23 protein-coding genes are annotated in these 23,485 nt (G+C 70.2%); 8 read left to right on the top strand and 15 right to left on the bottom strand.

The features are described from left to right. Positions 1–95: 95 nt before the first annotated feature. Both OHA64_RS22225 and OHA64_RS22220 read right to left on the bottom strand, forming a co-directional pair. A complete protein-coding gene (locus tag OHA64_RS22225) occupies positions 96–983 on the bottom strand; it encodes an NAD(P)-dependent oxidoreductase (RefSeq protein ID WP_405615709.1) in 888 nt (295 codons plus the stop codon). A 176-nt stretch (positions 984–1,159) separates the two neighbouring features. Further along, complete coding sequence (locus tag OHA64_RS22220; RefSeq protein WP_405615707.1) at positions 1,160–1,768, bottom strand: TetR/AcrR family transcriptional regulator; 609 nt, start codon at positions 1,766–1,768, stop codon at positions 1,160–1,162. Between the two features lie 187 nt (positions 1,769–1,955). Here OHA64_RS22220 and OHA64_RS22215 point away from each other — a divergent pair, with 187 nt between their 5' ends. The 4 genes from OHA64_RS22215 (at position 1,956) to OHA64_RS22200 (ending at position 4,729) form a co-directional block, all read left to right on the top strand. Then, positions 1,956–2,690: a hypothetical protein gene (locus OHA64_RS22215; protein WP_405615705.1), complete on the top strand. Its 735-nt coding sequence runs from the start codon at positions 1,956–1,958 to the stop codon at positions 2,688–2,690. 197 nt (positions 2,691–2,887) lie between these two features. Continuing rightward, positions 2,888–3,448 carry a helix-turn-helix domain-containing protein gene (locus tag OHA64_RS22210; protein ID WP_405615703.1) on the top strand — a complete coding sequence of 187 codons (561 nt, stop codon included), beginning with the start codon at positions 2,888–2,890 and terminating at the stop codon, positions 3,446–3,448. Between the two features lie 77 nt (positions 3,449–3,525). After that, positions 3,526–4,263 carry a hypothetical protein gene (locus tag OHA64_RS22205; protein WP_405615701.1) on the top strand — a complete coding sequence of 246 codons (738 nt, stop codon included), beginning with the start codon at positions 3,526–3,528 and terminating at the stop codon, positions 4,261–4,263. A gap of 130 nt (positions 4,264–4,393) precedes the next feature. After that, positions 4,394–4,729, top strand: a complete 336-nt coding sequence (locus OHA64_RS22200) for a DUF2516 family protein (RefSeq protein WP_405615699.1) — start codon at positions 4,394–4,396, stop codon at positions 4,727–4,729. A gap of 46 nt (positions 4,730–4,775) precedes the next feature. On the opposite strand, the gene OHA64_RS22195 is transcribed toward OHA64_RS22200, so the two are convergent. The 3 genes from OHA64_RS22195 to OHA64_RS22185 all read right to left on the bottom strand — a co-directional run bounded on the left by OHA64_RS22195 (position 4,776) and on the right by OHA64_RS22185 (position 8,800). Beyond that, positions 4,776–6,383, bottom strand: coding sequence for a PP2C family protein-serine/threonine phosphatase (locus OHA64_RS22195; RefSeq protein ID WP_405615697.1), 1,608 nt, complete (start codon positions 6,381–6,383; stop codon positions 4,776–4,778). Positions 6,384–6,701: 318 nt separating this feature from the next. Further along, the gene (locus OHA64_RS22190) at positions 6,702–7,781 is read right to left on the bottom strand and encodes a C40 family peptidase (protein ID WP_405615695.1); all 1,080 of its coding nucleotides are present in this window, start codon (positions 7,779–7,781) and stop codon (positions 6,702–6,704) included. Between the two features lie 206 nt (positions 7,782–7,987). Beyond that, a complete protein-coding gene (locus OHA64_RS22185; RefSeq protein ID WP_405615693.1) occupies positions 7,988–8,800 on the bottom strand; it encodes a class I SAM-dependent methyltransferase in 813 nt (270 codons plus the stop codon). A 316-nt stretch (positions 8,801–9,116) separates the two neighbouring features. Here OHA64_RS22185 and mshA point away from each other — a divergent pair, with 316 nt between their 5' ends. Together mshA and OHA64_RS22175 are read left to right on the top strand one after the other, a co-directional pair. Continuing rightward, positions 9,117–10,457, top strand: a complete 1,341-nt coding sequence (mshA, locus tag OHA64_RS22180) for a D-inositol-3-phosphate glycosyltransferase (RefSeq protein WP_405615691.1) — start codon at positions 9,117–9,119, stop codon at positions 10,455–10,457. Further along, positions 10,450–10,977 carry a YbjN domain-containing protein gene (locus OHA64_RS22175; protein ID WP_405615689.1) on the top strand — a complete coding sequence of 176 codons (528 nt, stop codon included), beginning with the start codon at positions 10,450–10,452 and terminating at the stop codon, positions 10,975–10,977. Before mshA ends, OHA64_RS22175 begins: the two co-directional genes overlap by 8 nt. A gap of 21 nt (positions 10,978–10,998) precedes the next feature. Here OHA64_RS22175 and OHA64_RS22170 read toward each other — a convergent pair whose 3' ends face one another. After that, positions 10,999–11,646: a hypothetical protein gene (locus OHA64_RS22170; protein ID WP_405615687.1), complete on the bottom strand. Its 648-nt coding sequence runs from the start codon at positions 11,644–11,646 to the stop codon at positions 10,999–11,001. A gap of 89 nt (positions 11,647–11,735) precedes the next feature. Beyond that, positions 11,736–12,608 (bottom strand): AraC family transcriptional regulator, encoded by an 873-nt coding sequence (locus OHA64_RS22165; RefSeq protein WP_405615685.1) that lies wholly within the window; start codon positions 12,606–12,608, stop codon positions 11,736–11,738. A gap of 49 nt (positions 12,609–12,657) precedes the next feature. Between OHA64_RS22165 and OHA64_RS22160 the strand changes: the two genes are divergently transcribed. Continuing rightward, positions 12,658–13,158, top strand: a complete 501-nt coding sequence (locus OHA64_RS22160) for a DUF2000 family protein (protein WP_405615683.1) — start codon at positions 12,658–12,660, stop codon at positions 13,156–13,158. 13 nt (positions 13,159–13,171) lie between these two features. On the opposite strand, the gene OHA64_RS22155 is transcribed toward OHA64_RS22160, so the two are convergent. Then, on the bottom strand, positions 13,172–14,530 hold the full coding sequence (locus tag OHA64_RS22155) for an MDR family MFS transporter (RefSeq protein WP_405615681.1): 1,359 nt from the start codon (positions 14,528–14,530) through the stop codon (positions 13,172–13,174). 163 nt (positions 14,531–14,693) lie between these two features. Between OHA64_RS22155 and OHA64_RS22150 the strand changes: the two genes are divergently transcribed. Continuing rightward, the gene (locus OHA64_RS22150) at positions 14,694–15,455 is read left to right on the top strand and encodes a phosphoglyceromutase (RefSeq protein WP_405615679.1); all 762 of its coding nucleotides are present in this window, start codon (positions 14,694–14,696) and stop codon (positions 15,453–15,455) included. A 78-nt stretch (positions 15,456–15,533) separates the two neighbouring features. On the opposite strand, the gene OHA64_RS22145 is transcribed toward OHA64_RS22150, so the two are convergent. The 7 genes from OHA64_RS22145 to OHA64_RS22115 form a co-directional block, all read right to left on the bottom strand. Further along, positions 15,534–16,769, bottom strand: coding sequence for a tyrosine-type recombinase/integrase (locus OHA64_RS22145; protein WP_405615677.1), 1,236 nt, complete (start codon positions 16,767–16,769; stop codon positions 15,534–15,536). A 75-nt stretch (positions 16,770–16,844) separates the two neighbouring features. Continuing rightward, the gene (locus OHA64_RS22140) at positions 16,845–17,090 is read right to left on the bottom strand and encodes a helix-turn-helix domain-containing protein (RefSeq protein ID WP_405615675.1); all 246 of its coding nucleotides are present in this window, start codon (positions 17,088–17,090) and stop codon (positions 16,845–16,847) included. Between the two features lie 445 nt (positions 17,091–17,535). Further along, positions 17,536–19,017 (bottom strand): ATP-binding protein, encoded by a 1,482-nt coding sequence (locus tag OHA64_RS22135; RefSeq protein WP_405615673.1) that lies wholly within the window; start codon positions 19,015–19,017, stop codon positions 17,536–17,538. Then, complete coding sequence (locus OHA64_RS22130; protein WP_405624051.1) at positions 19,010–19,840, bottom strand: bifunctional DNA primase/polymerase; 831 nt, start codon at positions 19,838–19,840, stop codon at positions 19,010–19,012. Before OHA64_RS22130 ends, OHA64_RS22135 begins: the two co-directional genes overlap by 8 nt. Positions 19,841–19,857: 17 nt before the next feature. Next, positions 19,858–20,598: a DNA methylase gene (locus OHA64_RS22125; protein ID WP_405615671.1), complete on the bottom strand. Its 741-nt coding sequence runs from the start codon at positions 20,596–20,598 to the stop codon at positions 19,858–19,860. 88 nt (positions 20,599–20,686) lie between these two features. Next, complete coding sequence (locus OHA64_RS22120) at positions 20,687–21,151, bottom strand: hypothetical protein (protein ID WP_405615669.1); 465 nt, start codon at positions 21,149–21,151, stop codon at positions 20,687–20,689. Positions 21,152–21,355: 204 nt separating this feature from the next. Next, the gene (locus OHA64_RS22115) at positions 21,356–23,473 is read right to left on the bottom strand and encodes an ATP-binding protein (protein ID WP_405615667.1); all 2,118 of its coding nucleotides are present in this window, start codon (positions 23,471–23,473) and stop codon (positions 21,356–21,358) included. Positions 23,474–23,485: the final 12 nt, after the last annotated feature.

The following is a 23,485-nucleotide window of genomic DNA, read 5'->3' as shown; positions in this document are numbered from 1 at the left end:
GAGGCCGGGCACCCAACTCGCTCACGGCACAAGGCCGACCCGGCAGTCATGGCTGCACGGTAGCGTCCTGGTCGTAATCGAAGCCACGGAGTTTCTCAGCGGCGGCCCAGCAGTTCCGTGACCCGCATGAACCCGTCCGTGCCGTGGCCGAGTCCGACGACCCGGCGGGCCTGGCCCTCGGCCGCCCGCATCACGCCCGCGTCGATGCCGTGGGACTCCGAGGCCTGGACGATGTGCGCCATCGACGAGACCGCCGAGGTGATCGGGTTGCCCTCGCCGGAGAAGGTGCCGGCGTCGACGTCGTCCGCCCACTCCGCGATGAGCGGCGGCAGGATCGCGGCGATGCCCTGCGCGAAGGGGGCCAGCTCGCGGGCGCTGACACCTTCGGCCCGCGCCACCGCCAGGGCGTGGGCGTAGCCCGCCGTCGCCGTCCAGAAGAGGTCGAGCAGGGCGATGTCGTACGCGGCGGCCCGCCCGATGTCCTCGCCGAGGTGGGTGTGGGTGCCGCCGAGGGAGTCCAGTGCGGGCCGGTGTTCCCGGTAGAGGTCCTCGGGGCCGCTGTGCAGGAACACCGCGGCGGGGGTGCCGATGGTCGTGGTGGGGGTCATGATCGCGCCGTCCAGGTAGCGGACGCCGTGGGCCTCCGCCCAACTCGCTGTCTCCCGGGCGCGGTTCGGGGTGTCCGCGGTGAGGTTGACGACGGTGCGGCCCTTGAGGGCGTCGGAGACCGGTGCGTTTCGCAGGATCGCGTCGGCGGCGTCGTAGTTGACCACACAGACGACGGTCAGCGGACTCGCGGCGACCGCCTCGGCCGCGGACGCGGCACCGACCGCCCCGCGTTCGAGTAACGCCCGGTCCCGGCCCGGGGTGCGGTTCCACACGGTGGTCCGCAGCCCCGCTTCCAGGAACGCGTGGGTCAGCGCGCGACCCATCGGGCCCAGGCCGAGAACGGTGACGGCGGGCAGGTCGGTGGACACGGGCATGCTTCAACTCCGGTGCAGGGGAGGGGTATTGGCCGACAGCCGAAACCTGTGATGCCTCGTGGGCAGCCTCGGGCTTCCGCGTGACGGTCTTCAGCTTCTGCCGTGCGCCGGGAGCTGCCAAGTACTTACAAAAAAGTACGTACTGCGTGGAGGGCGCCTTGCGTCAGGACCTCGCGTCAGGTTCGCCGGAGAAAGCGTTCGAGGATCAGGCGCAGGGTGGGGAGTTGGTCGGCCGGGCGGAAGGACGGGTCGGTGGCCGCGCTGGTGTAGAGGGCGGCGATGAGCGCCATGACCCACGCCGCCGTGTCGTCCGGGTCCAGGGCGGGATCGATCTGCCCGGCCGCCGCGGCGTCGCGCAGCAGAGTGGTGACGGTGGACCGCTCCTCGTCGTTGTCGCGGCTCAGCAGCGCATCGAGTTCGGGGTCGCGATAGGCCTGCACCATCGCCTCCATGACCAGGGCGGGGACCAGCGGCTCGGTGGCGGGAGCGGCGAGCAGGTCCACGGTGTCGAGGAGGGCTTTCCACGGGTCGTCGGAGGCGCGGGCGGCGGCGAGTCGCTCGGCCTTGGTCGCACCGCCGTCCGGTTCGTCGTCCTCGAAGACGGCGTGGAAGATCGCGCGCTTGTTGGGGAAGTAGTGGAACAGGTTGCCCGCGCTCATGCCGGCGGCCCTGCAGATTTCCGCGGTGGTGGTGCGCTCGAAGCCCTTGGCGGCGAAGAGGTCGGCCGCGACGTTGATGATGTGCCGGCGCCGGGCCCGGTGCTTGGCGGGGTCGACCGTCCTCATCGGGGCCTGTCTCCTTCTTGATCCTGCGGTTCTCGGTTCCTTCGGTCCTCGACCGATCCCAGATAGTCTTCGGCAACAATACTAGACCGAGGGCTCGGTTTATTATTACGGCAGCGTCAGGAACGGACAGAGACAGACAGGCGCAGAGGGTCAGGAACAAGAGATCAAGATCAAGGGGGACAGGGGTATGGACAGGGAAGTGGCATCCGGGCGCGGTACACGGGGTGGCACTGTGCTGCGCGACCCGGTGTGGAGCACGGTCTGTGTCTACGTCGTTCTCGTACTGCTCGGGGCCGGCCTCGGACTGCTGGTCGACCTCCTGGCCGGCTGGCTCGTGTCCCTGCCCGTGGCGCCGCTGCGGGAACCGGCCGGACTCGTCGAGTCCCTTCCCGGTCCGGTGCTGCCCGCCGTCGGCGCGGTGGCGGGGCTGGCGCTCGGACTTGTCGCCCAGTACGAGCAGTTGGTGATCCGCCTGTCGGGCGACCGTGTGGTCCTCACCCGCAAGGGCCGTGAGCGGGAGTTCTCTCGCGACGCCGTCGCGGCGGTGTTCCGGGACGGCAAGCATCTTGTCCTGCTCGGTCACGACGAGGGTGAACTCGCCCGTCAGGAATGCGACCTGAGCGCAGGCCGCGTCTCCGGCGCTTTCACCAGGCACGGGTACGTGTGGGTGGACGTCGATCCGCACAAGGACGCGTTCCGGCGTTGGGTCCCGGGCACTCCCGGCCTGCCGGAGGGTGCGAACGCTGTTCTCAGGGCCCGCCAGGAGTCGTTGGAGAAGAAGGGGCCCGGCGATGACGACGTCCAGGAGCTTCGGGAGGAACTTGCCCGTCTCGGTGTCGTGGTGAGGGACGACAGGCGACGGCAGTACTGGCGGGTGTTACGGCCGTCGGGCGGCCCGGTCGTGGACCCGGTCGTGGAGTGAGCCGGAGGGCCATGATCGCCGAGACGCACCGCCGGGCGGTCCGGGTGTCGCAGGGGGTGGAACAGGGGCCGCTGCGGAGGCTGGGAGGGTGCGTCGGTGGGTGAGGTTGGGGCACTCGGGTGGACCTCGGCGTGGCGTGGCGCACTTTTGCAAGCGGGTGCTTGCAAAAGTTAGCGCGGGTGGTGCAAGGTGGACGCATGGCATCTCTCAACGTCGGCAACCTCGGTGACTATCTGCGCGAGCAGCGGCGAACCGCGCAGCTCTCGCTCAGGCAGCTCGCCGACGCCGCCGGGGTGTCCAATCCTTATCTGAGCCAGATCGAGCGCGGGCTGCGCAAGCCGAGCGCGGAGGTGCTGCAGCAGGTCGCCAAGGCCCTGCGGATCTCCGCCGAGACGTTGTACGTGCGGGCCGGCATCCTCGACGCCGAGCGGGACCGCGACGAGGTGGAGACGCGTGCGGTCCTCCTCGCCGATCCCACGCTGAACGAGCGGCAGAAGCAGGTGCTGCTCCAGATCTACGAGTCCTTCCGCAAGGAGAACGGGTTCGGGATCGACGAAGCGGGCCAGGAGGACGACGAGACGGACATAGGGGTCAAGGTCGGCGCTCCGGGTGACGATGCCCTGAGTGACGGCGACCCGGCCGTCCGCGACGGTGACCTCGCCGTACGAGAGACCCGCACGGCGGGCGGGCGCACGCCCACCCGACGTACCCGTACAACCGGCGGCAATGACGCCGACCCGCAGCAGACGGCCAGTTGAGCCGGACCAGGGCGCCGGCCGCCTGACTGCGGACCACAAAACCCTCAGCCGAAAGCGAATCCGGGAGGACCATCACCATGGCCATCACCGACGACCTGCGCAAGACCCTCAGCGACCCGACTCCGCTCTACTTCGCCGCCGGCACCGCCGACCTGGCCCTTCAGCAGGCCAAGAAGGTGCCCGGTCTGGTCGAGCAGCTGCGCGCCGAGGCCCCTGCGCGGATCGAGGCCGTGCGCAGCACCGACCCCAAGACCGTCCAGGAGAAGGCCCAGGCGCGCGCCAAGGAGGCCAGTGTCAAGGCCAAGGAGGCGCAGGAGAGCATCCAGGCCAAGGTCGGCGAGTTCTTCGGCACCCTCGACGGTGACCTGAAGAAGCTCGGCAGCACCCTCGACTCCGACCTGAAGAAGCTCGGCGAGAGCGCCCAGGACTTCGCCCTGCGCGGTGTCGGCGTCGCCGCCGAGTACGCCGTCAAGGCCCGCGAGACGTACGAGAAGGTCGCCGAGCACGGCGAGCAGACCGTGCGGACCTGGCGCGGCGAGGCCGCCGAGGAGATCGAGGACCTGGCGATCGCCGTCGAGCCGAACGCCGAGCCCAGCGCTCAGCCGAAGCCGGCGCCGACCCCGGTCAGGACCGAGCCGAAGCCCTCCGCCGTCAAGGCCGAGCCGAAGCCCGCCCCGGTCAAGACCGTGCCGAAGCCCACCGAGGCCAAGACCGTGCCCGCCCCGGCGAAGAAGCCGGAGGCGAAGAAGGCAACCCCGGCCCGCAAGGTCACCCCCACCAGCACCGCCAAGAAGACCACGCCGCCCGCCAAGTGAGGCACCGCGGTACGGATCACGGGCCGGGCACTCTCGGAGTGCCCGGCCCGTTCTCCGGGTAGCGGGATTCCGGGAACGGGTACGGTGACCGCGTGAAGACAAGCCGAGTCTGGTGGTGGACGTAGTGCTGATGCAGGGTTTCGCAGGGTTCATGTGGCTGCTGAGCGTCGCCCTGATCCTTTTCAGCGGCTTCGCGCTGATCGACGCCGCCACGCGCCGCGAGGACGCCTACCGCGCGGCCGACAAGAAGACCAAGCCCTTCTGGCTGATCGTCCTGGGGCTCGCGTTCGTGGTGAACCTGATCTTCAACATCCTGTCGTTCCTGCCGATCATCGGCCTCGTCGCGACGATCGTGTACATGGTCGACGTACGACCGGCCCTGCGCGGCCTGCCCGGCGGGGGCCGCAGCCGACGCGGTGGCTCCAGCAGCGACGGTCCGTACGGCCCTTACAACGGCGGCCGCTGAAGCGTCCCGAAGGGGGAGCGGGGGGACCTGAGGGGCGGGTTTCCGTTCAGCCCGTCCGGTCGAGCAACAGCACCGCCACGTCATCGGTGAGCTCGCCGCCGTTGAGATCGCGCGCCTCGTTCACCGTGGCCCGCAGCAACTCCTCCCCGCGCAACCCCGCGGAGAGCTGACGGCGGACCATCTCCACCATGCCGTCCTGGCCGAGCCGCTCCCGGCCCTGGCCGATATGGCCCTCGATCAGACCGTCGGTGTAGAGCATCAGGCTCCACTCGGCACCCAGCTCCACCTGCATCCGCGGCCAGCGGGCGCCGGGGAGCAGGCCGAGGGCGGGGCCGTTGTTCTCTTGCGGGAGCAGTCGTGCGGGCCGGGCGGGGCGGGCGATCAGCGGGGCCGGGTGGCCCGCGAGGCACAGGCCCGCGCGGCGGCCGTCGGGAGCGATGTCCACCGTGCACAGCGTCGCGAAGATCTCCTCGTCGGAGCGCTCGTGCTCCAGGACCTGCTGGAGCGTGCCGAGCAGCTGGTCGCCGCACAGGCCCGCCAGTGTCAGCGCCCGCCAGGCGATACGCAGCTCCACACCGAGCGCCGCCTCGTCCGGGCCGTGCCCGCTGACGTCACCGATCATCGCGTGGACGGTGCCGTCCGGGGTGCGGACGGTGTCGTAGAAGTCGCCGCCGAGCAGGGCACGCGAACGGCCCGGCCGGTAGCGGGCGGCGAAGCGGAGCGAGGAGCCCTCCAGGAGGGGGGTGGGCAGCAGGCCGCGTTCCAGGCGGCGGTTCTCCTGGGCGCGCATCCGGCCCTCGGCGAGGCGTCGCTCGGCCGTGTCGGAACGCTTCCGCTCCACCGCGTACCGGATCGCCCGGCTCAGCAGCCGACCGTCCAGCTCGTCCCGGAACAGGTAGTCCTGGGCGCCCACACGCACCGCCTCGGCGCCGCGCTCGGCGTCGCCGGACGCGGTGAGCGCGAGGACGGCGTGCCGGGGCGCGAGCTCCAGCACGTGCCGGAGTACGGCGAGCTCGTCGTCGGCCGGGGTCCGGCCGGCCGCGGGCAGCGCGAGGTCCAGCAGGATGCAGTGGACGTCGTCGGTGAGCAGCCGCGCTGCCTCGGTGAGGTTGCGGGCGGTGCGCACACGGATCGGCCTGCCGGCCGAGTCCAGCAACTCGGGCACGACCGTGGAGCCGCCGGGATCGTCCTCGATCACCAGCAGGGTGAGGTTGGTGCCGGTGGGGGCGATGACGCCGGTGGGTTTGGTCGTGGCGGGGGTGGTGCCGGCGCCTGCGTTGGTGGCTGCGCCGGTGCCTGTGCTGTTGCTGGGGGTGGTGGCAGTGGTGCTTGCTGTGCCGGTGGAGCCGCTGGGGCCGCAAGAGCCGCTGGAGCCGCCGACCGAGCCGGATGCGCCGGTCTGGCCGGTCGCGCCGACGTGGCCGACCTGGCCTGTGCCGTCGGCGGAGCCACGCGTGCCGGCCGAGCCATCCGGGCCGGTCATGGCTGTGGCAGTGGCGGTGGTGCGGCCAGTGGGCACGGCCGCGGTGTTCCCGGCGGGGGCCGTCTCGTGCGGGGCCCCTTCCTTCGAAGGGCCGGTGCCTGAGGACGCGGCCTGCGCCTGACCACTCTCCACGGCCGGGATCGCTCTCTGCCGCGGTACGGGTACGGGCATCTTCTTGGTTCCTTCCCTCCCCCCCCCGCGTGCATGGCAGGGCAAGGGACCTCGACCTACCGACGGGGACCATAGCGGTAGTCGGCGCCGCAACGGAATGGCGCACGGCACGCTGCCCGCACGCTGGCCGCTGTCATATGCCGCGTTCCCTACCGCAGTTGGACAGGTCGACTGCCGCGTCGGGATGACGAACGTCACGTCGGCGACAGGTTTGAGGTGCGCCAGGTCATGTGGCCCTTGTCACCCGTGGCCGCTCACGCACTCGGCTGAACGGCTCAGTGGCCACCAGCTCGCCCGGCCGCACCACCCCACGGACGCTCACGCGCCCGGCCGCACTACCCCGAGTATCGGCATCGTCCCCGCCCCGGCGACGGTCACCGTCCGCCCCGGCCGCGGGGCGTGCACGATCGCGCCGTCGCCCACGTACATCGCGACATGGCTGGCGTCGCCGAAGTAGATGATGAGGTCTCCGGGGCGCATGTCCTCGACGGCCACGTGCTTCAACTGCTGCCACTGCTGCTGCGAGGTGCGTGGGATCGTGCTGCCGGCGCTCGCCCAGGCCTGTGAGGTCAGGCCGGAGCAGTCATACGTATTCGGGCCCTCGGCGCCCCATTCGTACGGTTTGCCCATCTGGGCCGTGGCGAACTCCACCGCCTTCCTGCCCTGCGCGGAGGCGTCGCCCTTGATCTCGTCGAGGATGCCGGAGCCGAGCCAGGCGGTCTGCGCCTTGAGCGCGGCCTTCTTCTCCAGCTCGGCGAGGCGTTCCTTCTCCTTCTTCTCCAGCTTGGACTCGAGCTTCTCGGCCGCCGCGATCTGCTTCTTGATCTCCTTCTTGGCGGCCGCCTTGGCCTTGCGGCCCTCCTCCAGCTTCTTCCACTGGGCGGAGGCATCCTTGGAGTACTGCTCCAAGTCCTGCTGAGTGCGGGACATTTCCCCGATCAGGCCCTTGGTCGCGCGCTGGCCCTGGATCACCCGGCCCGCACCGTCAAGAAATTGCTGAGGGTTGTCGCTGAGCATCAACCGCGCCTCGTCCGGCAGTCCGCCGCCGCGGTACTGGGAGCGGGCCGCGGCACCCGCGCGGTCCTTCAGCCGGTCCAGCCTCTCCTTGCCCTCGACGATCTTCTTGGCCAGGGCGACGATGTCGGCCGACTGCTTCTCGGCCTTCTCCTCGGCGGCGTTGTACGCGTCCGTGGCGACCGCCGCGTCGTGATAGAGGGCGTCCAGTTTCTCGCGTACGGCCTCAAGGTCCTTGTCGGGCGGAGCTGCCAAGGACGGGGTCGTGGTCGGGGACGGCGTGGGGGTCGGAGCCGCGAACGCCGTGCCTGGCGCTGCCAGTACGGTGACCGCGCAGACGACGGTCACGGCCGCTGTGATCAGCCCGCGCTTGCCCGCTCTCATACCTCTGCCCCCAAAAAACTGATTTACCGTCAGTAACTTACGGACGTCTGGGGATCGTGTCACGTAGGCGTGCAAAACGACAGAGGTCGTTGCGCGCGTCGGCAAAGCGAGTCCTTCCCCCCTTCCCATCCCCCGTATGGCGATCTCCCCGTCTGTGTGACGAACGCCTCACGGAGATCGTTCCCGGGGCCGGGAAGCCGGACGGGTCAGATGCGCGGCGCCAACGCCTCCCACGCCACCGTCACTTCACCCTGCCGCCACCGCGCCGGCCCGTCCGTCACCGGCCAGTCGGACGTGAGGTCCCGCACCGCCCGGAGCCAGCGCTGGCGGGCGCCGTAGGAGGCGTAGGGCGCGGCGGCCGCCCAGGCGCGGTCGAAGTCGCGCAGGAAGGCGTGCACCGGTTCACCGGGGATGTTGCGGTGGATGAGCGCCTTCGGCAGCCGTTCCGCGAGGTCCGAGGGCCGCTCCAGCGAACCCAGCCGGGTCGCGAAGGTGACCGTGCGGGGACCCCGCGGACCGAGTGCCACCCATACGTGCCGGCGCCCGATCTCGTCGCAGGTCCCCTCGACGAGCAGCCCGCCGCGGGAGTTCCCGGCGGCCGGGGCGAGGCGGGCGCACAGCCGCTCCCATACGGCGGCGACCTCACCCTCGTCGTACTGGCGCAGTACGTTCGCGGCCCGGATGAGCAGCGGCCGCCCGGCAACCGGGATCTCGAAACCGCCATGCCGGAAGACGAGCCCGTCCCGTTCGTACGGCCGCGCCGCCGCGACCCGCGCCGGTTCGATCTCGACGCCGACCACGCGCGCGCGTGGCGTCGCCGTGCGAAGGCGGGCAAGGAGTTCGACGGCCGTCCAGGGGGCGGCACCGTAGCCGAGGTCGACGGCCACGGGGTCGACGGCGCGGCGCAGCTCGGCCCCGTGCACCGCCGCGATCCAGCGGTCCATGCGGCGGAGCCGATTGGGATTGGTGGTCCCGCGCGTGACCGTGCCCACGGGGCGGGTCGCTGCGCGGGATGTCATGGGTACGAGGGTATGCGGCCGCTTGGTCCTCCTGGCCGGGCACTCGGTTCAGTAGTCAGGCCGCTCGTACCGCCGGCCTGGGCGCTCGGCCGGCCGGTCGCCCTGGCGCCGATCCCCTGTTCGCTGATCGCCGGACGCCGATCACTCGGAGGGGCCCCAAGGTCCACGCATCCCGACCTCGAACGGTTGAGCGAAACCTGGTAATACCTCGGCAAAAACCCTCCCGCCCGGAATGGGAAGCCCTCACTCCGTGTTGCCTCCCTTGGAGGGCGCGCCGCACCTTCCGTCCGGCTTGCCCGCAGCTAGGAGGAGCCACGTGAGCCAGTACGCCAGCAGGCTCGGGCGACGCTCTGTGGCGGCACCCCCGCGACTGCGACTGCCGCACCGTCGCCCCCGCCGCGTCGCCATGCTTTCCGTGCACACCTCACCGCTCCACCAGCCGGGCACCGGCGACGCCGGCGGCATGAACGTCTACATCGTGGAGCTCGCGCAGCGCCTCGCCGCGATCAACATCGAGGTGGAGATCTTCACGCGCGCGACGACCGCCGCTCTCCCGCCGGCCGTCGAACTCGCGCCCGGCGTCCTCGTCCGGCACGTGGACGCGGGCCCCTACGAGGGCCTCGCCAAGGAGGAGCTCCCCGCCCAGCTGTGCGCCTTCACGCACGGTGTGATGCAGGCCTGGGCAGGCCACCGCCCCGGGTACTACGACCTCGTGCACTCCCACTACTGGCTCTCCGGCCACGTCGGCTGGCTCGCCGCCCAGCGCTGGGGCGCCCCCCTGGTGCACGCCATGCACACCATGGCCAAGGTCAAGAACGCCAACCTCGCCGACGGCGACACCCCCGAGCCCGCCGCCCGCGTCATCGGCGAGACCCAGATCGTCGCCGCCGCCGACCGCCTGATCGCGAACACGGCCGAGGAGCGCGAGGAACTCGTACGGCACTACGCCGCCGATCCCGCCAACGTCGCCGTGGTCCACCCCGGCGTGAACCTGGACCGCTTCCGCCCCGCCGACGGCCGCGCCGCAGCCCGCGCCCGTCTCGGCCTCCCGCAGGACGCCCTGGTCCCCGTCTTCGCAGGCCGCATCCAGCCCCTGAAGGCGCCGGACGTGCTGCTGCGCGCGGTCGCCGTCCTCCTCGACGAGCGTCCCGACCTGCGCTCGCAGATCGTCGTCCCGGTCGTCGGCGGCCCCAGCGGCAGCGGGCTCGCCAAGCCCGAGGGCCTGCAGAAGCTGGCGTCCCGGCTCGGCATCGCGGATGTCGTACGGTTCCAGCCGCCCGTCGGCCAGGAGCAGCTCGCCGACTGGTTCCGCGCCGCGTCCGTGCTCGTCGTGCCGTCCTACAGCGAGTCCTTCGGCCTGGTCGCCATAGAGGCACAGGCGGCCGGGACGCCGGTGCTCGCCGCCGCGGTCGGCGGACTTCCGGTGGCCGTACGCGACGAAGAGACGGGTGTGCTCGTACGAGGACACAATCCCGCCGACTACGCGCGCGTGCTGCGCGACTTCGCCGACGACCCCGCGCGCCCGGCACGGATGGGCGAGGCAGCCGCCCGGCACGCGCAGTCCTTCGGCTGGGACACCGCGGCCGCCGCCACGGCGGACGTCTACACGGCGGCGACCCAGTCGTACCGCCGTCGCGTACGCTCCCACCATGGCTGACACCGGAAAGGCGGACCGGGACGCGCGGGCGGCGCAGACGGCGCAGGTCCTCGAAGGTGCCCTCAAGGACGCCGAACTGGAATGGGAGAGCCCCGCACCCGGCACCTACGTGGTGAAGCTCCCCGGGACCCGCAAGCTCTCGACGACGGTGTCCCTGCTGCTGGGCCGTCACTCTCTGTCCCTCAACGCCTTCGTCATCCGCCACCCCGACGAGAACGAGCCCGGCGTGCACCGCTGGCTCCTGGAGCGCAACCTCAAGCTGTACGGCATCAGTTACGCCGTCGACCCGCTCGGTGACGTCTATGTCACCTCCAAGCTGCCTCTGGCCACCGTGACCGCCGACGAGATCGACCGCCTCCTCGGCCAGGTCCTGGAGGCGGCCGACGGTGCCTTCAACACCCTTCTGGAGCTGGGGTTCGCCTCCGCCATCCGCAAGGAGTACGAGTGGCGGGTGTCCCGGGGCGAGTCGACGCGAAACCTGGACGCGTTCGCGCACCTCACACGGCCCTCGGCCGACTGACCCCGGGACGCCGACGCCGGGTCAGTCGCCGTCCGGCGGCAGGGAGGAGTCCGGCTGCGGACCGTCGGTGGGATCGGGGTCGTCACCGGAGCCGCCGGACGATCCGTCGGGCTTGTCGAGTTCGTTCGCGAAGGCGCGCAGGGCGTCCGCCAGTTCCTTCTTGGTGGGCAGCTCGTCGACCTTCTGGTCGAGTTCCGCGATACGCCGGTTGAGCGCCTCCAGGTCGGTTTCCGCGGGCGGGGTGGCCGGGGGCTCGGAGGGGATCGGGGGATCGACCGGAGTGGTCGGGCTGGGGTTGGGGTCGTCGGGGTCACTGCCGCCGCTGCCGCTGCCGCCGACCGGGCCGTCGCCGTCTTCGTCGCCGGGTTCCTCGATCGGCGGCGGCTCGGTGAACGTCGAGGTCGGGCTCGGGCTCGGGGAAGACGCGGGACCGTCGTCCGAGGCGGACGCGAGGGCCGCGCCGACACTTAAGGCCACCAGGGCCGCGGCGCCCGCGACGGCGGTGGAGACCCGGCTGAGTCTCAGGGTGCGCAGGGTGGTCGAGGCGGCCGATCTCGGCGAGTCCGGCGAGTCCGGCGACCCCGGTGAGTCCGGCGGGCTCTCCAGGTTCTCCGGGTTCTCCGGGTTGGGTGGGTTCTTGGGGTTCTGGGTGTTCTGCGAGTCGTCCATGGGGCGACGCTAAGCGGGCGTAACCGGTGGACGGACGGCTTCCGCCGAATCTCTCGAACGAACGTCCGTACTCGGTTGTCGGGCCGACGTCACATGACCTTCCGCATGCCTTCGTGGGAGACGTGGGAGCCACCCGAGCCCTTGCGGTAGCTGTTCCGGTAGCGCCCGGGGGGCACTCCCACCAGCTTCTTGAAGTGGCGTGTGAGATGGGCCTGGTCGTGGAAGCCGGTCAGCGCGGCGACGTCCGCCGGACCGTGGTCCGTGAGCAGCAGACGACGGGCCCGATCGACCCGCCGGGCGTTCAGATACTGGTGCGGTGCGATGCCGTACGCGCTGCTGAACGCCCGTACGAGATGCGCGGGATGGGCCTGGAGCATCCGCGCGGCCTCGTCCAGTGAGAGGCCCTCGACGACACGTTCGTCGAGGAGTTCGCGCAGCCGGCGGGCGAGCGCGGGGTCGGGGCGTGAGGTGCGAGGTGGGGTGCGGCTCCCGTCCACCGGTCGCAGATGCGTCCGCAGCCGCTCGCCGACGAGCGTCAGCCTGCTCTCGGCCTCCAGTTCCTCGCCGGGCCGGGTGAGCGCGGTGTGCACCTGCCCGACGCGCAGCCGCAGCAAGGGATCGCGCAGATCGGGTGCGTCGACGGCGGGCCCGATCAGATCCTCGCCGAGCCGACTGCTGTCGAGGTACAGCACCCGCTTGCGGAAGCCGTCCGGGGTGGCGGGGGAGCCGTTGTGCGGGACGTGCGGCGGCAGCAGCGACACCGTGTCGTGCGGGGTGCCGTGCTCATGCCGGTCCAGGTCGTACCGTACGGCCCCGTCGTCCACGATGAGCAACGTCCACGCGTCGTGGACGTGCATCGGGTACGCGTACTCGGTGAAGTGGGCGTGGAAGACCTCCACGACACCGGGGATGCGCGGGCGCCAGGCGGCAACCTCCTGCTGAACCGCTGGTTTCGCCGCCACGCAAAGAACGTACAAGACGCTGTCGTACGACGCCCGGCAGTCTCGTCACATGAGCACTGAACCCCTGCCTACCGAACCTCTGCGTACCGAACCCCTGCCTACCGAAGCCTTGCCTGCCGAGCCCGCGCCTGCCGAGCCCGTGCGCTTCGACACCAAGATCGCCGTGCTGCTGCGGGAGGACCTGGAGCCCTGGCAGCGGCTGAACGTGACGGCGTTCCTGGTCAGCGGGCTCGGCACGCAGGTCCCGGAGGTGATCGGCGAGCCGTACGAGGACGGGGACTCGGTGGCCTACCTGCCGATGTTCCGGCAACCGGTGCTGGTCTTCGAGGCCACCAAGGAGACACTGCGCGCGGCGCACACGCGGGCCCTGTCCCGAACCCTGCCCCGGGCACTCTTCACCAGCGACCTCTTCACCACGGGCCACGACCGCGACAACCGGGCGGCGGTACGGGCCGTGCCGACGAGTGAGCTGGATCTGGTGGGGCTGGCGGTGTACGGGCCGCGCAACGGTGTGGACAAGGTGCTGAAGGGAGCGCGGATGCACCCCTGATGGCCTTGGCTTGTCAGAACGCGGGGGCCTCGGGCTTGACGGCGGCCGGCGGTTCAGTCGCCGCCGGGTCGGTCGCCGTCGGTTCAGTGACCGTCGGCTTCCCGGCCGGTTCCTTACTCGATTCCTCGCTCGGATCCTTGCTCAGTTCCTTGCTCGATTCCTCGCCCGGTTCCTCGTTCGGCATCCGCCGCATCAGGGCGCCGTACCCGATCGCGGCCCCCGTCCCGATGACCGCGCACGTCCCCCACAGCCACTCCGCGCCGAAGCGGTCGATGACGATGCCGGACATCAGGGGTGCCACCAGGGCCGCGACCGACCACGACAGGGTGTACATGCCTTGGTAGCGCCCGCGACCGTGCACCGGGGACAGTCGGACGACGAGACCGGTCTGGGTCGGCGCGTTGATCATCTCGCCGAGTGTCCACACGCAGACGGTGAGGGCGAACAGGCCGATCGACCCGGCGAAGGCGGTGAGGCCGAAGCCGTATCCCGCGAGGAGGGACGAGACGACCAGCAGCCGCTTGACGTCCCGGTGCTCGATGAACCGGGTGACCGGGATCTGCAACGCGACGATCAGCACGCCGTTGACGGCGATCGCCATGCCGTAGTCGGCGGGTGTGAACCCGGCCTCGCCCATGGCGACCGGCAGACCGACCGAGCCCTGCTGGAAGATCAGCGCGACCAGGAAGGACAGCCCCACGACGCTCATGAACCGCCCGTCGCGCAGGACGGCACCGAGGCCGACGTCGTCGCGCGCTTCCTCGCCCTTGTGTGCGACGGGTCGCGACTCGGGCAGCTTCAGGAACACCACGACCGCGCAGACGGCCGTCATGCCCGCCTCGATCAGGAAGCCGGCGCGGTAGCTGAACTCGGCGATGAACCCGGCGGCCATGGAGGACACGGCGAAACCGAGGTTGATGGCCCAGTAGTTGAGGGAGAAGGCACGCACCCGGTCCTCGGGGCGCACGATGTCGGCCATCATCGCCTGCACGGCCGGTCGTGAGGCATTGGACGCCATCCCGACCAGGAAGGCGACGCCGGCGATGGCGACCGGATGGTGCACGAAGCCGAGGAGCGCGACCGACGCGGCGGTCGACGCCTGGGCGATGAGGAGCGTGGGCCGCCGCCCGAGCCGGTCGGTCATCACACCTCCGCCGAGGGAGGAGACCACTCCGCCCAGCCCGTGCAGCGAGGCGACCAGTCCGGCGTACGAGGCGGAGTACCCGCGGTCCAGCGTGAGGTACAGCGCCATGAAGGTGGCGACGAACGCGCCGAGCCGGTTGACGAGCGTGCTGGTCCACAGCCACCAGAACTCACGTGGGAGCCCTGAGACGGTCTCCCGGGTGGCACGCCTCAGGGCGGCGACGGACATGGCGGATCCCCCCGGATGTAAGTGGCTTGAGCGCTAGGCGCAACTTACGAGGGGGGAGGTGGCGGGGACCACTGAATTAACAGATCCCGTCAACCGTCCGTTCCACAGTCCGCCTGGCGAGCGGACACACAACGGATCAGAGCCTTCGATTACGCTCATCCGCATGGCCGACGCACCGTACAAGCTGATCCTCCTCCGCCACGGCGAGAGCGAATGGAACGCGAAGAACCTGTTCACCGGCTGGGTGGACGTCAACCTCAACGAGAAGGGTGAGAAGGAGGCAGTCCGCGGCGGTGAGCTGCTCAAGGACGCCGGCCTGCTCCCCGACGTGGTCCACACGTCCCTCCAGAAGCGCGCCATCCGCACCGCCCAGCTCTCCCTCGAGTCCGCGGACCGCCACTGGATCCCCGTCCACCGCTCCTGGCGCCTGAACGAGCGCCACTACGGCGCCCTCCAGGGCAAGGACAAGGCCCAGACCCTCGCCGAGTTCGGCGAGGAGCAGTTCATGCTGTGGCGCCGCTCCTACGACACCCCGCCGCCCGCCCTCGAGGACGGCACGGAGTTCTCCCAGTCCGACGACCCGCGCTACGCGACCATCCCCCCGGAGCTCCGCCCCCGCACGGAGTGCCTCAAGGACGTCGTCATCCGCATGCTCCCGTACTGGTACGACGGCATCGTCCCCGACCTCCTCACCGGCCGCACGGTCCTGGTCGCCGCCCACGGCAACTCCCTGCGCGCCCTCGTCAAGCACCTCGACGGCGTCTCCGACGCCGACATCGCGGGCCTCAACATCCCGACCGGCATTCCCCTCTACTACGAACTCGACGCGTCCTTCAACCCGGTGACACCGGGCGGCAAGTACCTCGACCCGGAGGCGGCAGCGGCGGCCATCGAGGCGGTCAAGAACCAGGGCAAGAAGAAGTAGGGTTTGTGATCACGCCCCCGACCTGCGCGTATGGCGCGGATCGGGGGCTTTTTCACGGCCTGGGCCCACCTGGGGCCCTCAGTGCCCCGAGTCTTGCGGCCGGAGCGCCAGCCCGAGAGCCGTCCGGGCACGGTCCCGGCTACTCGGCATGAGGTGCGCGTACACCTTCAACGTCAGGCCCGGGTCAGAGTGCCCGAGGTACTCACTGACAGCCTTGATGCTCTCCCCGGCGTCCAGCAGGACGGACGCGTAGAAGTGGCGCAGAGCGTGCATGCCGTGTTCGCGGGCGGCGGCGTGCTCGCGGCTCTTGGCCTTCGGGATGACGCCGACTTTCGCGAGGGCGGGCTTCCAGTGGTCCTCGTTCAACGACGTGCGCCAGACGTGCCCGCCGTTGGGCCCACTGAAGATCAGACGTTTGGTCACGGGCTGGCCGTTCGCCCGCATCCACGGCAACGTGACTTCAACGGGCGGGAAGCGGTCGATGTGCTCCTTCAGCGCATCCGCCACGGGATCCGGCAGAGGCACATCACGGAGCTTGCCGCCCTTCGGGGGCGCGAACACGGCCTTGCTCAGGCTCAGCTTGAGCTGCTGCACCACGTGCAGGGTGTTGGTGTCGAAGTCCAGCTCATCGACGCACAGTCCGAGGATCTCGCCCTGTCGCAGGCCGCAGCCGGCGCCCATGTCGACCATGGTGCGGAAGCGTTCGACCATGGCGGCCCGAACAGCGAAGACCCGTTCCGGCTGCCATGGGATGACACGGCGCATGCCCATCTCGGGGAGCGTCACCGTCCGGGAGTTGCAGGGGTTCCGGCGTAGGTAGCCGTCTTCCACGGCCGCGGAGAGGACGGCCCGGACGTTCGAGAAGATCACACGGGCGTACGCGCCGGACATGCCGGACGCTTCGAGGCGCGTCACGAACTCGCGAATGTGACTCGGCTGGAACGACCCGAGCGGACGTGCCCCGATGTGGGGGAAGGCGTGCAGCCTGAGTTGAGACTGCATCGACGCTCGGGTGTTCGGGTCTCCGCTCTGGCTCGCAAGCCACTCCTCCGCGAACTCCTGAAAGGACGTTCGGGACGCGTTCGGGTCGATGTAGTCGCCGCGAGCCACGTCCGCAGCCATCTTGCTCAGCCACTGTTCGGCGAGGCGCTTCTGTCCGTCGGCGAACGACTTGCTCTTGCGCTTGCCGTCGGGCGCGAAGTAGCGAGCCCTGTAGCGCAGGCCGGTGCCGTGGCGCTCGGTCTTGACGCGGACGGTCTTGCTATTGGCGTCGGTCTCAGTCCTGAACCAACGGTCTTGAATGCTTCCTGCCATCAGAGACGGAGTCCTTTCCCAGCATGGAGCAGGGGTGGCCGTTCAATCGGCCACCCCTGACGGCGTGAGGCTGCGTCAGGCCGCGATGCGGTCGACGTTCTTGAGCTGAGTGACGTAGGCCCCCACCTCGGCGGGGTCGTAGCGAACGTGCTTACCGACGCGGAAGCCGGGAGGACCGGTGCGCTTCCTACGCCACTGGTAGACGGTTTCGAGGGGGACGCCGAAGATCTCGGCGATGTCGTCGGGGGTGAGGTACCGATCGGGCAGGCCGCCGCGCAGGACGGCGCGGGGGTCGGATTGAGCGGAACGGGTTCGGCTCATGGGGTCCTCAGAGGTTGAGTGGCGTTGGCTTCGGGGGTTTCTCGGACTCCGTGTGTGTCCGAGGTGCGGATTTCTGCGTCACCGCGTCATCTGCGTCACTTGAGGCTCTGACCTGCGGGTTTGGGTGACGCGGCGGATCGGGGCTGCGTCACCGCTGTGTCATCGGCTGCGTCACCGGGTGACGCAGGTGACGCAGGATGACGCAGAGTCGGCCGTCTGCGTCATCGCTGTTGCCACAGGTCAGCAGCCGTTTTCCGGCTCGGGTGACGCAGGTGACGCAGCGTTTTCCTACTTAGGACAAAGAAGGGGCTGCCTGTAGTAGTCGGTGCGCCTGCCAGTGCGAATAGGGAGCCGCTGCGCGGCGCGACCTTGGGGCGGCGTCCCGCCGAACAGCAAGAGGAGCACGTGCTCCTCTTGCTGTTCGCTTGAACCTGCGGATCGCGGGTCAGAATGCCCGCGTCTGCTCGTTCGGAGTCAGGGTCAGGGCGACCGTGCGGGTCATTTCGAGGTAGCGGCCCGCCTTGGTACGGCCCGAGTCAATGAGGACGCCCCGGGCGGCCAGCGTCGGTTGAAGGCGCTTGAGGCGGTCGGAGAGGACTTTGCCCGTGGTCGGCCACCCCTTGGGCAGGGCACGGCACTCGTCGCCGCTGTAGAGGAGGCTGAGGCAGTGCAGCCACTCGGTGGACGTCATCTGCTGCGCCGCGCCCGGCTCGATGGTCTCCGCGTGCCTGAGGACGGTCTGTGCGAGGAGGTCACCCTCGATCACGTCGTCGTTCAGGTCGTCCAGACTCGCCCGGTAGGCGGCAAGCGCCCCGAGCCCGGTTGCCGCGTCGAACTGCGCGCACAGGTGGGCGAAGTCCGCCATTCGCAGGTCGGTGGGGGTCTCCGCCTCCACGGCGCGGACCTTGACCGTGAGGTCCAGGAGCGAGCCGAGGACAACGGGGAGAACTTCCGCGTAGTCCGCCCACAGTTCGGCCTCGGTGCGCCGCACACGGGGACGCTCCAACCGCAGGGGCAGGAGCCGTTCCGCGAGGTCGGGTCGGATGACTCCCACGTCGATCCCGGTGAGGAGCAGGGGCCGGCGGTAACCGACGCGGAACACGTCCCCGTCGGTGAACAGAGCCCGCTTGACGCTCTCGGCACCGGTGACGATGCAGCACATGGCGTCGGACAGGTCCGGCGTCATGTGGGACAGGTTGTCGAGGGCGGTGATCCATCCGGCCGCCACGGCCGCGATCAGGTTTTCTTCATCCTTCGGTGCCCTGCGCAGGTCACCGCTCATGCCCTCGATGATCCGGGTGAGCATCCTGCCCCCGGTGGACTTCCCCGCCCCTTGTGGGCCGGTGAGGAACGGCGCGGGGACCGGAACGGACGGGCCGAGGCAGCCGATCAGCCACGCGATGGCGAGGCACTCGGTTTCGGCGTTGGCGAAGTTGCACAGCCGCATCAGCAGGTCGATGCCCTTGCCGTCGGTGTCCTTGACCGGCAGCGGTAGTTCCCCAGTGAGCTGCGTGCGTCGCCAGCACACCTCGCGCGGGTCGGGGGTGAGGATGTCCCAGCCGGTGGGGTGGATACGGACGGACCGTCCGTCGTCGCGGCCCAAGTCCAGCCACGTTGCCCCGTCGAATCCGGGGGCTACGCGGATGTTCACGGCGTGCGTGTCCGCCTCCAACGCGAGGGCTTCGATCAAGTCCAACGCCTCCTTCATCGCCGATCCGTTGAACACGCCGCGCCCGTCCTTGAACAGGCCGACCATGAGTTCCTGGCGGTGGCTGCCGGTGGTGCCCTGCGAGCGCATGGGCCGGGCCACGGGGTGGCCGTTCTTCTGCGCGTACACGGTCCCGTCGGCGGTGCGGAAGTAGCGGAAGTGCTCCTGCGCGTAGTCCGCGATGATCTGGCGGGCGGGGTTCTTTTCGTCCTCAGACATGGCTCAGTCCCAACGTGGTCAGGGCGTTGCTCCACGCGTCAGTGCAGTGCCGGGCCGATTCGCCCTTGGCCTGCGCGGCGGTGAACAGCCGCACGGTGTGCGCCTCGGTGAGGCAGCCGCACCGGCCGTGCGTGGACAGCACGGCGAGGAACGTCCGGTAGACGGTGGCGTGCACCGCAGTAGAAGCCGCGGTGATGCGCTGCTCTGCCATGGCGATGCCACGGTCCAGGTAGGCGGGCGTGCGGTGAGGGCACTCCCCGCCCCTGGCCGGTGCGGGCACGGTGACGGCCGCCGGTCGGACTGCGGTGGGCTCCTTCACGGCCAGCGTGCGGACGATGTCCGGCAGGGCGGTCATGGTGCCGGTGCCGGGGCCCAACCACCGGGCGTAGGACATGGTCGACTTGATGTCGACGCCGGGGCGGACCGCGTTGTGCGACGACATGGCACCCCGGTAGATCCAGTGTTCCCCGCGCGTCGTCTGCACGACCCGTGTGGCGGGCAGGGTCTCGCGGGCCCAGTCGATGGCCGCCGCGTTGTCCAGGTCCACCACGGTCAGCCCTGCGGCGCCGGGGTGGTAGGCGACGCAGACGGATCGCCGCCATGCGGCCGTCCACGGCGGGGAGGTGAGGACGGCCGGGTCGGTGGTGGCGGCGGCCCAGGCGTGGCAGACGCCGGGGCACCGGCACGGGCCCGCGCTCTTCATGTTCGGCCGGCCGCCGCACGCGTTGCTCGCGCACCGGTGGCAGTTGCCGAACGGCGCCTTGCCCGCACGTAGGGGCAGCACCGGCACCCCGTCTGCCGCCAGCGCCAGAGCGGTCCGCATGGGCTCGGGCAGCGCGCTCACGCGGCCACCTCCAGCCTCGGGGCGAGGGTGACGAGGTAGGCGCGGGCGATCCACTCGGTGTAGGCGGGCGGGAGCGCCTCCCGCAACCTCAGGTGATCGGTCGACCAGTCGATGCCCTTGGCCGCGCGGATCTCGTCGACGGTGGCCTTGCCCCCGCCGGCGCCGTACGCGGCGACGTACGGGCCGTCGCGGTAGACGCCGTGCCGCCAACCCCGCACGTAGCCCCGATGCTGGGGGTGGGCCGGTTGCGCGGTGGTCCAGCCGCCCAACTCGAAGTAGCGGTGCATGATCACGCCCAGGCCGAACATCTCGCCGCACAGACGCAGGTCTTTGCGAACCTCGGAGCCGGCCACGTTCTCCATCACGTACGGCCGCCCAGTCGACTCCAACGCGGCCCGGGTCGGGGCGATGAGCCGGGGGTAGGTCCGGCCGATGGCCGCGTTGCGCGCCCGGTTGGTGCCCTTGGTGGGGGCGCCCTCCCCTTGGCAGGGCGGGGAGGCGTGGATGAAGTCGAACTCGTGGCCGTGAGCGCGGATGAACTCGATCGCGTCGCCCTGGTGGAAGACGTCGCCGCAGTAGTCCGGCTGCGCCTGGATGTCGACACCGGTGACGTGGCATCCGGGCAGGGCGAGCTTGAGGCCCTTGGTGGCGCCGCCGATGCACGAGTAGGCGTCCAGCACCCGGAAGCGCGGGAGGAACGTGTCCGGCACTCGCCGGATGACGGTGAGTTGCGTCATGCTGGGTGACCTCCAACAGGTCTGTTGAGGGCTGGTTGGCAAGGGCGACCCCGGGTTCTTGGCGGAATGGGGGTCGCCCTTGGCGTAGCTAGCCGAAGAACTTGTTGCGCTTGATCACGGCCTTGCGGATGTTGACCGTGGTCCCGCCCTTGTGGCCGCTCGCGCTGAAGATCTGCACGGCGATCCATCCGCCGAAGATGACGGCGGCGAGGGTGATGAGCTGAGTGATGAACGCGGTGAGGGCCGCGATGAACGAGGTGAGCAGCAGCAGTCCGCCGCACACCGCGAGGAATCCCACGCCCCCGAGGGCGACGTTCACCGCCGTGCGGGAGACAGGCGGCTTGACGGTCACCGGCTCCGGACGGGCGTGGTCGATGGCGTAGCCGGTGACGACGCGGCCGTCGGGCAGAACGATGCTGGCGACCGCCGGAACGTGGCCCGGCTGCATGGCGACCATCGGCGCCGGCGCCATGACGGTGGGCTGTATCGGGGTGGGGTGGTGGACTTCCACGGACCGCTGCTCGGTCGTGTTGTGGGCGAGTTCGGGGTACATGCGGAATCCCTTCCGAAGGTGGGTCAGGGAGGCTGAGACACCCCCTTGCCGGGGTGCTGTGGAGGGGGTTTCAGGGGTGCTGACCTGCGGGCCTCCCTGACTCCCTGAACGATCATTTGTGCAGCTCAGGGCCAGGGAGGCGGGTCAGGGAGGGGGTCAGGGAGTTCTCCCTGTCTCCCTGACCCGTGGGGGGTCGGCTCCCTGTCATCCGTCGGCGGAAGCGGAACCGTCCTCGGGGCGGTTGGCGAGGGCGCGGGTGAGGCGGTCGCGGCTGACGCTCATGATGCCGTCGGACTTGTAGGGCTCGGCTCCGGTGCCGTCCAGGACGCGCTTGAGGTCGAGGAACGACCAGCCGCCGTATGCATCCTCGTTCAGCGCGGCGAGCCGCTTGAGGATGTCCTGCGTGCGGAGGCGGGTGGCTTTGCCGACGACGGTGGCGATGTCGGCGAGCGGGTCGCGCTCCTCGCCGCGCTCGATCACGGTGAGGGTGGTGACCCCGTCCCGCAGCGCCTTGGCACGGTCGGCGATGGCGGTTGCGGCCTCGGTGTCGATGTAGTGCGTGCGCACGGTGATGGACGCCTGGCCTTTCGGGATCTCGATCCCGTCGGAGGCAACGACCAGCGTTCCCTTGTCCAGGCCAGGACGCAGCAGATGCGGAGCGGCGCCGCCGTCGACCGCCTTGTCTCCCAGCGCCATCCGGGCCTGCGATTCGGTGCCGAGCGCGAGGGAGGCCCGGGTGTGGGCGCCCTCGCGGACCAGCTTGGGAAGGTTCTGGTCGGTGGGGTCCTGGGTGCCCTGCCACAGCAGCACGTTCACGGCCCGCCCCTGGTTGTGGATCTTCCGAGCGCCCATGAAGTACCGCGACGTCGCCTTGGAGCCGCCATAGGGGCGCTTGTCCTCGTCCTTGAGCGGGCACATGAACGCGACCTGCGCCTCGTCCACGATCAGGATCAGCGGGTGGAACTCGGTGCCGGGCGGCTCCTGGAGACGGCGGTTCATCTCCTCCACCCCGCTCTCCACCATCTCGGTCGCTTCGATGACGTGTTCATCGGTCGGACCCTGGATGAGGACGGTGGCCAGTCCGTCGAACATGGCCCAGTCACCGGCGCCCTTGAGGTCAGCCACCCGGAACTCCACCGTGCGATCCAGCGCGATCCACAGGGCGAGGGCACGCAGGGCGGCCGTCTTGCCCTGGTTCGACAGGCCCGTGACCAGCAGCATCCGCTGAAACAGGCTGAGAAGGGCAGCGTCCCCGCGCAGATCCTGCCCCCACGGGGCGCGGCCCTTGCTGTAGTCGGCGGTCAGGGACTCGTCGGTGACCAGCGGAGACGGCCCGATCGGCTCGTCGAGCGCGCCGGAGTCGGCGATCCACAGCCGGACCGTGCGGGCGGCCGGCGGGATGGTGATGAACACCTCGTGCTCGTGCCGGGTGAGGTTCTCCGCCAGCTTGCGGCGCCGGTTCTGCACCTCGTTGGTCGACACCCCGGACGGGAGCGTGACGTCGAGCTCGACACCGCACCCGGCAATCTTGATCGGCGACAGCATGGACGCGCCGGCATCGCCCATCTCCTTGATGGCGTTGCGCATCGCCGGAATCCCCAGGTCACGCAGCGCTTTGACCACGATCGACGGGGTGATCGGCTCGCCCTCGCCGTCGCGGACGTTGGCGGGCAGGGCCCAGGCGGGGGCGGCTTGCTGCTTGCTGCCGACGGCCCACAGGGCGAGCAGCGCGAGGAACGGGCCGATCGTGATGGCCGGTCCCCACACCACCTGAACGATCGTGATGAGCAGGCGGATGAACTCGATCACCGCCATGACCGGGGTGACGACGTCGGTGACGTCCTTGTTCGCGATGGCCAGCACGATCCCGAGGGCGACCAGCGAGCCGATGCCCATACCGGTGCCGACCAGCGCGCCCTTGGCCGCGTCGATGGGCGAGGTCAGCAGGTCCATGCGGCGGCGGTGGCGTGCTTCGCGGAAGCGCTGCCCGCGCTCCTCCCACTCAGCGGCCACTTCGTAGTTCCCCGCGGCTTCCGCCGCACGAAGCATGCGCTCGTAGCGGGCGGCGGTGCGGCCGTCCCAGGTGCGGCGGGCCACGATCCGGCCCCCGCCCCACACATACAGACCGTGGCGGGCAACGGTGCGGGCGGCGGTCGTGGTGCGCTCGTCTGTGGCCACCCGCTTGACGGCCCGTCCGGAGCGCACCCACAGCGGCACCACCGGCGCCGCCGGAGCGTCCGACACCACCGTCAACGTGGTCACCGACGCATCCGGAGCAGGAGATTCGGGGTCCTTGTGGAGACGTACGACGTTCTCACTCATGCTGGAAGTTCT

Source organism: Streptomyces sp. NBC_00076, from assembly GCF_045041235.1.
Lineage (GTDB): Bacteria > Actinomycetota > Actinomycetes > Streptomycetales > Streptomycetaceae > Streptomyces.
The sequence above is the reverse complement of the archived record's forward strand: the minus strand, read 5'-3'. Positions and strand labels throughout refer to the sequence as shown.

Excerpts from the sequence above, each read along its gene's own strand:
- OHA64_RS22140 (WP_405615675.1), bottom strand. The coding sequence starts at position 17,090 with ATGAGCCGAACCCGTTCCGCTCAATCCGACCCCCGCGCCGTCCTGCGC.
- OHA64_RS22160 (WP_405615683.1), top strand. The coding sequence starts at position 12,658 with ATGAGCACTGAACCCCTGCCTACCGAACCTCTGCGTACCGAACCCCTG.
- OHA64_RS22225 (WP_405615709.1), bottom strand. The coding sequence starts at position 983 with ATGCCCGTGTCCACCGACCTGCCCGCCGTCACCGTTCTCGGCCTGGGC.
- OHA64_RS22175 (WP_405615689.1), top strand. The coding sequence starts at position 10,450 with ATGGCTGACACCGGAAAGGCGGACCGGGACGCGCGGGCGGCGCAGACG.
- OHA64_RS22125 (WP_405615671.1), bottom strand. The coding sequence starts at position 20,598 with ATGACGCAACTCACCGTCATCCGGCGAGTGCCGGACACGTTCCTCCCG.
- OHA64_RS22145 (WP_405615677.1), bottom strand. The coding sequence starts at position 16,769 with ATGGCAGGAAGCATTCAAGACCGTTGGTTCAGGACTGAGACCGACGCC.
- OHA64_RS22185 (WP_405615693.1), bottom strand. The coding sequence starts at position 8,800 with ATGACATCCCGCGCAGCGACCCGCCCCGTGGGCACGGTCACGCGCGGG.
- OHA64_RS22115 (WP_405615667.1), bottom strand. The coding sequence starts at position 23,473 with ATGAGTGAGAACGTCGTACGTCTCCACAAGGACCCCGAATCTCCTGCT.
- OHA64_RS22215 (WP_405615705.1), top strand. The coding sequence starts at position 1,956 with ATGGACAGGGAAGTGGCATCCGGGCGCGGTACACGGGGTGGCACTGTG.
- OHA64_RS22205 (WP_405615701.1), top strand. The coding sequence starts at position 3,526 with ATGGCCATCACCGACGACCTGCGCAAGACCCTCAGCGACCCGACTCCG.
- OHA64_RS22220 (WP_405615707.1), bottom strand. The coding sequence starts at position 1,768 with ATGAGGACGGTCGACCCCGCCAAGCACCGGGCCCGGCGCCGGCACATC.
- OHA64_RS22135 (WP_405615673.1), bottom strand. The coding sequence starts at position 19,017 with ATGTCTGAGGACGAAAAGAACCCCGCCCGCCAGATCATCGCGGACTAC.
- OHA64_RS22170 (WP_405615687.1), bottom strand. The coding sequence starts at position 11,646 with ATGGACGACTCGCAGAACACCCAGAACCCCAAGAACCCACCCAACCCG.
- OHA64_RS22195 (WP_405615697.1), bottom strand. The coding sequence starts at position 6,383 with ATGCCCGTACCCGTACCGCGGCAGAGAGCGATCCCGGCCGTGGAGAGT.
- OHA64_RS22155 (WP_405615681.1), bottom strand. The coding sequence starts at position 14,530 with ATGTCCGTCGCCGCCCTGAGGCGTGCCACCCGGGAGACCGTCTCAGGG.
- OHA64_RS22150 (WP_405615679.1), top strand. The coding sequence starts at position 14,694 with ATGGCCGACGCACCGTACAAGCTGATCCTCCTCCGCCACGGCGAGAGC.
- OHA64_RS22120 (WP_405615669.1), bottom strand. The coding sequence starts at position 21,151 with ATGTACCCCGAACTCGCCCACAACACGACCGAGCAGCGGTCCGTGGAA.
- OHA64_RS22190 (WP_405615695.1), bottom strand. The coding sequence starts at position 7,781 with ATGAGAGCGGGCAAGCGCGGGCTGATCACAGCGGCCGTGACCGTCGTC.
- OHA64_RS22200 (WP_405615699.1), top strand. The coding sequence starts at position 4,394 with ATGCAGGGTTTCGCAGGGTTCATGTGGCTGCTGAGCGTCGCCCTGATC.
- OHA64_RS22210 (WP_405615703.1), top strand. The coding sequence starts at position 2,888 with ATGGCATCTCTCAACGTCGGCAACCTCGGTGACTATCTGCGCGAGCAG.
- OHA64_RS22130 (WP_405624051.1), bottom strand. The coding sequence starts at position 19,840 with ATGCGGACCGCTCTGGCGCTGGCGGCAGACGGGGTGCCGGTGCTGCCC.